General features: G+C 72.4%; 10 protein-coding genes. 7 read left to right on the forward strand and 3 right to left on the reverse strand.

All coding sequences use genetic code 11. The features are described from left to right. The first annotated feature begins 129 nt into the window (after positions 1 to 129). Positions 130 to 1,122: a VTT domain-containing protein gene (locus tag AB0L74_RS13405; protein WP_365649901.1), complete on the forward strand. Its 993-nt coding sequence runs from the start codon at positions 130 to 132 to the stop codon at positions 1,120 to 1,122. Between the two features lie 90 nt (positions 1,123 to 1,212). On the opposite strand, the gene AB0L74_RS13410 is transcribed toward AB0L74_RS13405, so the two are convergent. Next, positions 1,213 to 2,919, reverse strand: a complete 1,707-nt coding sequence (locus tag AB0L74_RS13410) for a threonine/serine exporter family protein (protein ID WP_365649904.1) — start codon at positions 2,917 to 2,919, stop codon at positions 1,213 to 1,215. Between the two features lie 118 nt (positions 2,920 to 3,037). Beyond that, positions 3,038 to 3,529: an inorganic diphosphatase gene (locus AB0L74_RS13415; protein ID WP_029381130.1), complete on the reverse strand. Its 492-nt coding sequence runs from the start codon at positions 3,527 to 3,529 to the stop codon at positions 3,038 to 3,040. A gap of 79 nt (positions 3,530 to 3,608) precedes the next feature. On the opposite strand from AB0L74_RS13415, the gene dacB reads away from it, so the two are divergent. The 6 genes from dacB (at position 3,609) to folE (ending at position 11,380) form a co-directional block, all read left to right on the forward strand. Further along, positions 3,609 to 5,222, forward strand: coding sequence for a D-alanyl-D-alanine carboxypeptidase/D-alanyl-D-alanine-endopeptidase (gene dacB / locus AB0L74_RS13420; protein WP_365649907.1), 1,614 nt, complete (start codon positions 3,609 to 3,611; stop codon positions 5,220 to 5,222). A 72-nt stretch (positions 5,223 to 5,294) separates the two neighbouring features. Further along, positions 5,295 to 6,428, forward strand: a complete 1,134-nt coding sequence (locus AB0L74_RS13425) for a zinc-dependent metalloprotease (protein ID WP_365649910.1) — start codon at positions 5,295 to 5,297, stop codon at positions 6,426 to 6,428. A 191-nt stretch (positions 6,429 to 6,619) separates the two neighbouring features. Continuing rightward, a complete protein-coding gene (tilS, locus tag AB0L74_RS13430) occupies positions 6,620 to 7,789 on the forward strand; it encodes a tRNA lysidine(34) synthetase TilS (RefSeq protein ID WP_365649913.1) in 1,170 nt (389 codons plus the stop codon). Positions 7,790 to 7,868: 79 nt separating this feature from the next. After that, entirely contained in the window at positions 7,869 to 8,429 is a 561-nt protein-coding gene (gene hpt / locus AB0L74_RS13435) for a hypoxanthine phosphoribosyltransferase (RefSeq protein ID WP_029381134.1), read from the forward strand. A 187-nt stretch (positions 8,430 to 8,616) separates the two neighbouring features. Continuing rightward, on the forward strand, positions 8,617 to 10,653 hold the full coding sequence (gene ftsH, locus AB0L74_RS13440; protein ID WP_365650078.1) for an ATP-dependent zinc metalloprotease FtsH: 2,037 nt from the start codon (positions 8,617 to 8,619) through the stop codon (positions 10,651 to 10,653). Between the two features lie 121 nt (positions 10,654 to 10,774). Beyond that, positions 10,775 to 11,380, forward strand: coding sequence for a GTP cyclohydrolase I FolE (gene folE, locus AB0L74_RS13445; RefSeq protein ID WP_365649916.1), 606 nt, complete (start codon positions 10,775 to 10,777; stop codon positions 11,378 to 11,380). Positions 11,381 to 11,405: 25 nt separating this feature from the next. Here the strand turns inward: folE and AB0L74_RS13450 are convergent, their stop codons facing one another. Beyond that, on the reverse strand, positions 11,406 to 11,897 hold the full coding sequence (locus tag AB0L74_RS13450) for a DUF3180 domain-containing protein (protein WP_365649919.1): 492 nt from the start codon (positions 11,895 to 11,897) through the stop codon (positions 11,406 to 11,408). Positions 11,898 to 11,984: the final 87 nt, after the last annotated feature.

The following is an 11,984-nucleotide window of genomic DNA, read 5'->3' on the forward strand; positions in this document are numbered from 1 at the left end:
TCACGGGGTTCCCCCGGTGGGCAGCGGGCGCGCCCTGGGTACCCTCGTGGAACCCGGACCCCGACGGCTGCGTTGATATTTTTGGGCAGCCAGCCCCAGCCCGCCCCCAGCAGCAGGAGCCACATTCCCGTGACCACGCTTGCGCTCGGCCCCGAGTGGCTCAGCCCCGACTATCTGATCGAGACCTTCAGCCTCCCCGGCATCCTGCTGATCGTCTTCGCCGAGTCGGGGCTCTTCGCGTTCCTGCCCGGCGACTCGCTGCTGTTCACCGCGGGCCTCTTCGTCGCCCAGGGCGAGTACATCAGCCAGCCGCTGTGGCTGGTCTGCCTGCTGATCGTGCTGGCCGCCGTCATCGGCGACCAGGTCGGCTACATGATCGGCAAGTTCTTCGGGCCCAGGCTCTTCAGCCGCCCCAACTCCCGGCTCTTCAAACAGGAGAACCTGGAGAAGGCCCACGAGTTCATGGAGAAGTACGGGCCCAAGGCGATCGTCCTGGCGCGCTTCGTCCCGATCGTGCGCACCTTCGCCCCCATCGTGGCCGGCGCCGGCCGTATGCGGTACCGCACCTTCCTCACGTACAACATCATCGGCGGCATCGCCTGGGGCACGGGCGTCACCCTCGCGGGCTACTGGCTCGGCCAGATCGAGTTCATCCGCACGAACGTCGAGGCGATCCTCGCCCTGATCGTCGTGGTCTCCGTGGTGCCGATCATCATCGAGTACCTCCGCGAGCGCGGGAAGAAGAAGCGCGCCGCCGCCGGCCGGCCCGACCCGACCGTCCAGGCCGCCCCGGCCGCATGGCAGCAGCGGCCCCAGCACCCCGTCATGGACGACGCGACCACCCAGCTGCGCCGCGTCGAACCGGCCCACCAGCCCCAGCAGCCGCAGTACCCCCAGCAGCAGACCCCGTACCCCCAGCAGGGCCAGGGCTACGGCGGCCACCCCGGCTACGGCGACCAGGGCTACGGAAACCAGGCGTACGGCGGGCAGGGGTACGACCAGGGCTACGGCCAGGGCCACCCGCAGGGCGACGACCGGTACTACGGCGGGCAGCAGCCGCAGCAACAGCAGCAGCCGTACGCCCCGCAGGACACGCAGAACCCGTACCAGCAGGGGTACTGAGCAGGCGCCGGCGCGAGGGGACGGCGCGGGGCGCGGGGGCCCGCGTCCGCCCCGCGCCGGACCCTCCGGCCTCCCGCGGGCGCCCGCCGCTCAGAAGCCCCGTGTCCGCTTCGCGGCCCGCCGCCCCTCCGCGCTCAGCGCGCCCGGCACCCGCAGGAACAGCCGCGAGATCTCCGATCCGAGGTGCACCCCGATGGCGATGGCCATGGCGAGCGCGACCGCCTTGGTGAGCGACACCAGCCCCTTGTCGACCTCGTTCTGCGCGATCGCCAGCAGCCCGAAGTAGGTCGCCGAACCGGGCAGCAGCGGCCCGATCGCCGCCGTGGTGTACGGCAGCGCGGAGGCGAACCGGTACCGGGACAGCAACTGCCCGAACAGGCCCACCAGGCCGGCCGCGACCGCCGTGGAGGCCACCGGCGAGATGTCCCCGGCGTAGTGCATCGCGCCGTAGACGACCCACGCGACACCGCCGTTCAGGGTCACCGCCAGCACGGTGGATCGTTCCTGCTGGAGCAGGACGGCGAAGGTCAGCGACAGCAGCATCGACGCGGCGATCTGCACCAGCGGCCGCTCCTCGATGCTCAACACGGCGTCCGGGGTCAGCTTGGCGCCGACCTGGACCCCCAGGTACAGCACCACCAGCACCCCGATGACGATGCCCACGAAGAAGTACATGACCTCCAGCAGGCGCGCGGCGGCGGTGATGTAGAAACCGGTCAGGCCGTCCTGCACGCCCGCCACCAGCGCCCGCCCCGGCAGCAGCGCGAACAGGCCACCGGTGATGACCGCGGACGCCTTCACGTCGACGTGCGCCAGCGTGAGCGTGACCCCGATCGCCGCCGGCGGCATCGCGGCCACCATGAACTGGTAGAACTCCGGCAGCCCGCGGCCCGCGCACAGCCAGGCCAGCCGGTCGCCCAGCATCGCGCCGATCGCCGCCGCCAGGAACACGATCGGATCACCGCCGACCAGCACCGAGGCCGCGCCCGCGAGCAGTCCGCTCGCCGCGGTCAGGACCCAGGTGGGGTAGGGGTGCCGGTTGCGGCGTATGTCGGCGAGCCGCCGGTAGGCCTCCTCCAGGGACAGGTGGGTGTCCGGGTCGCTGAGGTCGTCCACCAGCGCGTACACCGCCGCCAGCCGCGTGTAGTCGGTGCCCCGGCGGCGTACCGTCCGCGACGCGGTGACCGGGTCCTCCACCAGGGACGGCTGGTGGGAGATCGACAGCAGCGTGAAGGTGACGTTCGGCTCGCAGCGGTCCAGGCCGTAGGAACGGCAGACGGCGAACATGGCCGTCTCCACGTCCTCGGCGCCCTCACCGCCGGCCAGCAGCAGCTCCCCGATCCGCAGGGTCAGGTCGAGCACGCGCGGCACCGCGGGGCCCGCCTCGTCCGCGGCCCGCACCGGCTCCGGCGCGGGCCGCTCGGCCACCGGCATGCGCAGCATCGTGCGCATCCGGTCCTGCCAGGGCACGTGCTTGGCCAGGTTCACCGCCGGGGTGCCGCCCGGCGGGGTGAAGGCGGGCGGGGCCTCCCGGGCCCGGTAGGTGCTCGGCGGGCTGAACGCCGACCCCTCCGGCTCCGCGGGCTCCGCGGGCGCCACGTCCAGCCCTTCCGGCAGGGCGAACTCCGAGGTGGCCTCCGACTCCGTCCCGGTCCGCGGGACGGCCAGTCCCTCCGGAATCGCGAACTCGGACGTCGTCGACGACTCGCCCTCGGCCGGTGCCACGACCGGGCCGGGCTGCCGGAAGGCGCTCCTGGCCTCGTCCGACCGCGGCTTGCGGTCCTCCGCGTCCGTCACGTGCGCAGTGCTCCCTGGTACGACCACACCCTCCAGTAACCCTCAGTATGCGCACCAAACGCGAACGGGCCGCACGCGTACGCGTGCGGCCCGTTCGACGGATCGCGCCTGACGGGGCTCAGTGGCCGCCCTGCTCCTTGAACCGCTTGTAGGACCGCTCGATCTCCGCCTCGGCGTCCGTGCGGCCCACCCAGTTGGCGCCCTCGACCGACTTGCCGGGCTCCAGGTCCTTGTACACCTCGAAGAAGTGCTGGATCTCCAGGCGGTCGAACTCGGACACGTGGTGGATGTCCCGCAGGTGCTCCACCCGCGGGTCCGTCGCCGGGACGCACAGCAGCTTGTCGTCGCCGCCGGCCTCGTCGGTCATGCGGAACATGCCGATCGCGCGGCAGCGGATCAGGCAGCCCGGGAAGGTCGGCTCGTCGAGGATGACCAGCGCGTCCAGCGGGTCGCCGTCCTCGCCGAGGGTGTTCTCGACGAAGCCGTAGTCGGTCGGGTAGGCGGTCGAGGTGAAGAGTCGACGGTCCAGGCGGATCCGACCCGTCTCGTGGTCCACCTCGTACTTGTTCCGCGAACCCTTCGGGATCTCGATCGTGACGTCGAACTCCACCGGTGGCTCCTCCATGATCAGCACATAGTTCTGGTGGTTAAGTGTCCCTCACGCCGGTGTGTGATCGCGAAAGGGGCTGGTGTTCGTGCCAGAGCTGAGGTCTTGGCGGGCCGCGAGACCGCACGTGGTGCGGGTCGCGGGCGCCGTACGTCCGCGTCTCGCACGCGCCACCGCCGCCGTCCGGCCGCGGATCGCGCGGCTCGCACGGGTGACGGCACCGCGCCCGGCACGCGGCACGCGGCCGAGGACCTGGCGGTACACCGCGGGCGCGGCCACCGCCGGACTGGCGCTGGCCGCCGGAGTGGTGACCGCCGCCGGTCCCTGGCACGCCACGGGTCAGCGTACGGCCGAGCGGGACCGGGCCGCCGCACTTGAACGCACGGGTGGCGCAGATCACGGGCACGGATCGGGCGGTTCCGGTACGGCCGCGGGGGCGCCCCGGCCCGCGCCGAGCGCCGCGTCCGTCCTCACCGGCCTCGGCGGCGCCGCGGGCCCCGTCCGGGCCGTGCCGGCCGGCGACGGCCTCGCGCGCGTGCTGGACCCCCTCCTGGACGACCCGGTGCTCGGTGACCGCCGGGCCGCGGCCGTCGCCGACCTGACCACCGGCGAGCGCCTCTACGACGCGGGCGCCGGCACCGCCCTGACCCCCGCCTCCACCACCAAGCTCGCCACCGCCGTCGCCGCCCTGTCCGCCCTCGGCCCCGGCCACCGCCTCACCACCCGCGCCGCCCTGGAGGCCGGCGGCGGGGAACTGGTCCTGGTCGGCGGCGGCGACCCCACCTTGACCGCACGCGAGGACCGCGAGAACCGCGCCGGCGCGGCGAGCCTGCGCACCCTGGCCCGCGAGACCGCTAAGGCCCTGAAGAAGCGCGGTCTGCGCCGGGTGACCCTCTCCTACGACACGACCCTGTACGCCGGCACCGAAACGCACCCGATCGGGGTCAACGACAACCTCGCCCCCGTCACCGCCCTGATGGCCGACGAGGCCCGCACCGACGGCTCCGCCGGCGGCCCCGCCCCGCGCGCGGCGGACCCGGCGGCGGACGCGGCCCGCGCCTTCGCCCGCTTCCTGCGCGGCCACGGCGTCGAGACCACGTCCCCCGGGCCCGCCAAGGCGACCGGCCGCGCCCGCACCCTGGCCGCCGTCTCCTCGCCCCCGCTCGCGGCCCTGGTCGAGCGGATGCTGACCGACAGCGACAACGACCTCGCCGAGGCCCTCGCCCGGCACACCGCCCTCGCCGCCGGGAAACGCGCCGACTTCGCCGGGGCCTCGGCCGCCGTCGCCGCCCGGCTGAGGAGTCTCGGGCTTCCCGTCCCGGGTGCCGCGTTCCACGACGGAAGCGGCCTGGACCGGGCCGACCGCCTCACCCCCGGCCTGCTCACCGCCCTGCTCGTCAAGGCCGCCGACCCCGCCCGCCCCGAACTCAGGCCCGTCCTCACCGGCCTGCCCGTCGCCGGTTTCACCGGCACCCTCACCAGCCGCTACACCGACGGAGCCGCCGGCCTCGTCCGCGCCAAGACCGGCACCCTGACCGGCGTCAACGCCCTGGCCGGCACCGTGGTCACCGAGGACGGCCGCCCGCTGGCCTTCGCCTTCCTCACCTCCGGCGCGACGGACCCGCAGGCGGCCCAGTCCGCCCTGGACCGGGCCGCCACGGCCCTGGCGCGGTGCGGCTGCGGCGAGCGGCTTTGAGTCCCGGGCGCGGCCCACTCCTCCGCCGCGCACGGCCTGCCCCCCGCGGCAGCACTCACGTACGGTTGACGCATGACGAGCATCGGTGGTGCCGCTTCTTCCGGGATGGTCGACTGGAATCTCGCGGTGGCGACCGCGACCCGGCTCGTACGGCCGGGCCCCGAGGTGAGCCGCGACGAGGCCCGGGCCGTCGTCGCGGAACTCCGCCGGCATGCCAGGGCCTCGGAGGAACACGTCCGGGGCTTCACTCGTCTGGCCACCGACCCGGCCCACGACACCCCGGTCCTGGTCGTCGACCGCGCGGGCTGGATCCGCGCCAACGTCGCCGGATTCCGGGAGATCCTCAGGCCGCTGCTCGACAAGATGCAGCAGCGGCGCGGCGCCTCCCCCGGCGGCGCGGTCCTCGGCGCCCTCGGCGGCAAGGTCACCGGCGTGGAGCTCGGCATGCTGCTGTCCTTCCTCGCCTCCCGCGTCCTCGGCCAGTACGAGACCTTCGCCCCGGCCAGCCGCGACCTCCCGGCCGGCGAGAAATGCGGCGGCCGGCTCCTGCTCGTGGCCCCCAACATCGTCCACGTCGAGCGCGAACTCGACGTCGACCCGCACGACTTCCGGCTGTGGGTGTCCCTGCACGAGGAGACCCACCGCACGCAGTTCACCGCCGTGCCCTGGCTGCGCGACCACCTGGAGGGCGAGATCCAGGCGTTCCTCGCGGAGACCGACGTCGACCCCATGACCCTCCTCGAACGCGTCCGGGAGGCCGCCCAGACCCTCGCCGGGGGCCGCCCCGAGGGGGAGGAGGACGACGGCGGGCGCTCCCTGGTGGAGCTGGTGCAGAGCCCCGCCCAGCGGGAGATCCTCGGCCGCCTCACCGCCGTGATGTCGCTCCTGGAGGGCCACGCCGACTTCGTCATGGACGGCGTCGGCCCGCAGGTCGTGCCGACCGTCGGGGAGATCCGCGAGAAGTTCCAGCAGCGCCGCGCCAAGGGCGCCTCCCGGCTGGACCTCGCCCTGCGCAAGCTGCTGGGCCTGGACGCCAAGCTCCGGCAGTACCGGGACGGCGAGCGTTTCGTACGGGCCGTCGTCGCCGAGGTCGGCATGGACGGCTTCAACCGGGTGTGGACCTCCCCCAACACCCTGCCCACCCGGACGGAGATCGCCAAACCGGCGGATTGGGTCGCGCGGGTGCATCGCACGCCCGAATCGTGAACACGCCGGAGCGTCGTGAACGGACTCCGGGCGCCGGCGGGCAAATGCCCCTCCAATCACCCGTCCGAGGGACCGTGAGCCTTCGGCAGGCGTGCGATGCTCGGGGAACGGCCCGTTTCTGTCACCATCTACATACTCTGCGTGACCGACTTCGGGCTCACCCCTCGAAACCATCCTGAAGGGCACCGGATATGGGTCCCCATCCTGCGGTCGCGGCGATACGCCTGGCGGTCCGCCGCGTCCTCCACGACATCCTCACCGAACACGGCAGCACCACCGGCCACGACAGCGCCACGGATCACGGTGGCGCCCTGGTCCACGGCGGTGCCCCCGTCCGCCGCGGTGCCACGGAAGGCGGCGGCGACACCGGCCCCACGGCCCCCCTCCCGCACGAGGCCGCCCACCACGGCCTCCCGGCCGCCGCGGGCCCGGCCCCGCACGAGCGCCCCGTCCCGCTCGTCCTCGTGGCGTGCTCGGGCGGCGCCGACTCCATGGCGCTCGCCTCCGCCCTCGCCTTCGAGGCCCCCAAGCTCGGCGTCCGGGCCGGCGGCGTCACCGTCGACCACGGCCTCCAGCCCGGCTCCGACCTGCGCGCCGCGGAGGTCGCCCTGCGCCTGCGCGGGCTGGGCCTCGACCCCGTCGAGTCGATCGCCGTGTCCGTCGGCCGGGACGGCGGCCCCGAGGCCGCCGCCCGGGACGCCCGCTACGCCGCCCTGGACGCCGCCGCCGAACGGCACGGCGCCGCGGCCGTCCTGCTCGGCCACACCCGCGACGACCAGGCCGAGACCGTCCTGCTCGGCCTCGCCCGCGGCTCCGGCATCCGCTCCCTGTCGGGCATGGCCGAGGTCTCGGGGGCCGGCGGCCGTTACCGGCGTCCCTTCCTCCGCATCGACCGGCAGACCGCCCGCAGGGCCTGCATGGTCCAGTCCCTGCCCGTCTGGGACGACCCCCACAACGCCGACCCGGCCTACACCCGCTCCCGGCTGCGCCACGAGGGCCTGCCCGCCCTGGAGAAGGCGCTCGGCAAGGGCGTCGTCGAGGCCCTGGCCCGCACGGCCCAGCTCTCCCGCGACGACGCCGACGCCCTCGACGCCTGGGCCCGCCAGGCCGAGGCGGGCGTCCGCGACGCGTCCGGGCTGCTGGAATGCGCCAAGCTCTACGCTCTTCCGCCCGCCGTGCGCCGCCGCATCCTGCGGCGCGCCGCCATCGAGGCCGGCGCTCCCGCCGGTTCGCTGTTCGCCCGCCACATCGAGGAACTCGACCGCCTGATCACCGGCTGGCGTGGCCAGGGAGCCATCAACCTGCCCGGCAAAGTCGTCGCCCAGCGGCAGGGTGGCAGACTGGTGATTCGGCAAGGCTGACATCCGGCCCTCCACTGCCCGCCCGCGCGGGCAGTGGCAGCACGCCGGACCGGCCGACGATGCGGGACGACCGAAAGTGATGCGGGTGGACGCGAAAGACATGGGTGCCGACCTTCAGCAGGTACTCATCACCAAGGAAGAGATCGACGCGAAGCTGGCCGAGCTGGCCGCGAAGATCGACGCGGAGTACGCGGGCAAGGACCTGCTCCTGGTCGGTGTCCTCAAGGGCGCCGTCATGGTCATGGCCGACCTCGCCCGTGCCGTGTCCACCCCGGTCACCATGGACTGGATGGCCGTGTCCTCCTACGGCGCGGGCACCCAGTCCTCCGGCGTCGTGCGGATCCTCAAGGACCTCGACACCGACATCAAGGGCAAGCACGTCCTGATCGTCGAGGACATCATCGACTCCGGCCTGACCCTGTCCTGGCTGATTTCCAACCTCGGCTCGCGCGAGCCCGCCTCGCTGAAGGTGTGCACGCTGCTGCGCAAGCCCGAGGCCGCCAAGGTCGCCATCGACGTCGAGTGGGTCGGCTTCGACATCCCCAACGAGTTCGTCGTCGGCTACGGCCTCGACTACGCCGAGAAGTACCGCAACCTCCCCTTCGTCGGTACGCTCGCGCCCCACGTCTACGGCGGCTGAGCCCCGTACCCGAGCGGCCCGGCGGTGATCGGGAACCCCAGTGGTTCCCGCGCCGTTGGAGCTTGCGTAGACGGGATCGCCGGCCGTCCCGTGCGGCTGAAGGGGACAATGCTGGGGTACCGTCCGAAGAACAGTCTTTATCAAACTCACTATGGCAGGAGGGACGGGGCGGCACCGCTCCGTATGGATGGACGTGAAGCGATACTTCCGTGGGCCGGTCATGTGGATCGTGCTGGCCGTCCTTGCCGTGGTCGTGTTGATGCAGGTCGTCGGCTCGTCCGGCGGCTACAAGACGGTGGACACGGGCCAGGTCGTCCAGGCGATCAATGAGAACAAGGTCGAGTCGGCCAAGCTGACCACCGGCGACGAGCAGACCATCAAGGTCCAGCTCAAGGACGGTGTGAAGGTCGAGGGCAGCTCGAAGATCCAGGCGAGCTACATCGGCGACCAGGGCGTGACCATCGCCGGCACGCTCCAGAACAAGTACCAGGACAAGCAGATCCCGGACGGCTACACGGTCTCGCCGTCCAAGCAGAACCCGTTCGTCGGCATTCTGCTCTCCCTGCTGCCCTTCGTCCTGATCGTGGTCGTCTTCCTGTTCCTGATGAACCAGATGCAGGGCGGCGGCTCCCGGGTGATGAACTTCGGGAAGTCCAAGGCGAAGCTCATCACCAAGGACACCCCGAAGACGACGTTCTCCGACGTCGCGGGCTCCGACGAGGCCGTCGAGGAGCTCCAGGAGATCAAGGAGTTCCTCCAGGAGCCGGCGAAGTTCCAGGCCGTGGGCGCCAAGATCCCCAAGGGCGTGCTGCTCTACGGCCCGCCCGGCACCGGCAAGACCCTGCTCGCGCGCGCCGTCGCGGGCGAGGCGGGCGTGCCGTTCTACTCGATCTCCGGTTCCGACTTCGTCGAGATGTTCGTCGGTGTCGGTGCCTCCCGTGTGCGTGACCTGTTCGAGCAGGCCAAGGCGAACGCCCCGGCGATCGTCTTCGTCGACGAGATCGACGCGGTCGGCCGCCACCGCGGCGCCGGCCTCGGCGGCGGTCACGACGAGCGCGAGCAGACCCTGAACCAGCTGCTCGTCGAGATGGACGGCTTCGACGTCAAGGGCGGCGTGATCCTGATCGCCGCGACCAACCGGCCCGACATCCTCGACCCGGCCCTCCTGCGGCCCGGCCGCTTCGACCGCCAGATCGCGGTCGACCGCCCGGACATGCAGGGCCGTCTGGAGATCCTCAAGGTCCACCAGAAGGGCAAGCCGGTCGCGCCCGACGTCGACCTGTCGGCCGTCGCCCGCCGCACCCCCGGCATGACCGGTGCCGATCTGGCCAACGTCCTGAACGAGGCCGCCCTGCTGACGGCCCGCAGCGACCAGAAGCTGATCGACAACAAGATGCTGGACGAGGCGATCGACCGCGTGGTCGCGGGCCCGCAGAAGCGGACCCGGATCATGTCGGACAAGGAGAAGAAGATCACCGCGTACCACGAGGGCGGTCACGCCCTGGTCGCGGCGGCCTCGCCGAACTCCGACCCCGTCCACAAGATCACGATCCTGTCGCGCGGCCGGGCCCTCGGTTACACGATGGTCCTGCCGGACGAGGACAAGTACTCCACGACCCGCAACGAGATGCTGGACCAGCTCGCCTACATGCTGGGCGGCCGGGCGGCCGAGGAGCTCGTCTTCCACGACCCGACCACGGGTGCCGCCAACGACATCGAGAAGGCCACCAACCTGGCCCGCGCGATGGTCACGCAGTACGGCATGACCGAGCGGCTCGGCGCGATCAAGTTCGGCGGCGACAACACCGAGCCGTTCCTCGGCCGTGAGATGGCTCACCAGCGGGACTACTCGGAAGAGGTCGCGGCGCTCGTCGACGAGGAGGTCAAGAAGCTCATCGAGACGGCGCACAACGAGGCCTGGGAGATCCTGGTCGAGAACCGCGACGTCCTCGACAACCTCGTCCTGGCCCTGCTGGAGAAGGAGACCCTCGGCAAGGAGGAGATCGCCGAGATCTTCGCGCCGATCGTCAAGCGCCCGCCGCGGCCCGCCTGGACCGGCTCCTCCCGCCGTACGCCGTCCACCCGTCCTCCGGTGCTCTCCCCGAAGGAGCTCGCGCTGACCAACGGGGCCAACGGCGCCACGGCCGGGATCACCGCCAAGAGCACCGCGGCGGAGCCCGCCCCGGCCTCCGAGCGGACCCCGGAGGACCGCCCGGAGAGCTGATCCCGCACCACCCTGAGGCCCCACCGGGCCCGGAATGTATGCCGCGCCCCCCAGGTTCTAGCCTGGGGGGCGCGGCATTCCCGTATGCCAGCACGTCAGACACACAGGAACGAGGCATTACATGACCGACCCCGTGACGCTGGACGGCGAGGGCCAGATCGGCGAGTTCGACGAGAAGCGGGCCGAGAACGCCGTGCGCGAGCTGCTGATCGCGGTCGGTGAGGACCCGGACCGCGAAGGACTGCGGGAGACGCCGGCGCGGGTGGCGCGCGCCTACAAGGAGATCTTCGCGGGCCTGTGGCAGAAGCCCGAGGACGTGCTGACGACGACGTTCGACATCGGGCACGACGAGATGGTGCTCGTGAAGGACATCGAGGTGTACAGCACCTGCGAGCACCACCTGGTCCCCTTCCGGGGCGTGGCGCACGTCGGGTACATCCCGTCCACCACCGGCAAGATCACCGGCCTGTCCAAGCTGGCGCGGCTCGTGGACGTCTACGCCCGCCGTCCGCAGGTGCAGGAGCGGCTCACCACGCAGATCGCGGACTCCCTCATGGAGATCCTGGAGCCGCGCGGGGTCATCGTCGTCGTGGAGTGCGAGCACATGTGCATGTCGATGCGCGGTATCCGCAAGCCCGGCGCGAAGACCATAACGTCCGCCGTGCGCGGTCAGCTGCGGGACGTGGCCACGCGCAACGAGGCGATGAGCCTGATCATGGCCCACTGACGCGGGGCGGGGGCCGCCGCGCGCGTCATGCCGCCGGAGCCGCCCCCGGGCCGCCGTCGTTCTCGTCGTCCTCCGGGAGCTTGCACACCCGCTCCAGGAAGATGGCCGCCGCCACCACCCCGACGGCCGCGAGGACCGAGAAACCGGCGTAGACGGCCTGGTCGCGGCGGGCCGGGATCTCAAGGGATTCCAGCAGGAAGACGCCCGTGCCGCCGTACATGCCGGCGACGAGGGCGGCCACCAGGGCACTGGCCTGCCCGAAGACCACCGCGCGGGCCGCCATCAGGGGGTCGACGCCCTTGGCGCCCGGGCGGCGCTCGCGCTGGGCCCGCAGCCGGGCGCGCAGGGAGAGCGCCGTGGCCAGCAGGACCACGGCGATCAGGGCGAGGACGACGGGGGCGGCCAGCGGGACGCTGGGCAGCGTGCCGACCGAGTTCCACAGGCGGGCGCCGGCCCAGGACAGGATGCCGGCGACGACGAAGACGCCGGCCAGCACCCTGATGCGCAGCTCTCTCACGGTGTCCCTTCGCGTTCCCCCGGATGTCCGGGCCGGTGTCCCGGTGGCCCGGACGGTGGTCGTCCCGGTTCCCCGGCGCTGTCGACC

Source organism: Streptomyces sp. NPDC052020 (assembly GCF_040680575.1).
Classification (GTDB): Bacteria; Actinomycetota; Actinomycetes; order Streptomycetales; family Streptomycetaceae; genus Streptomyces.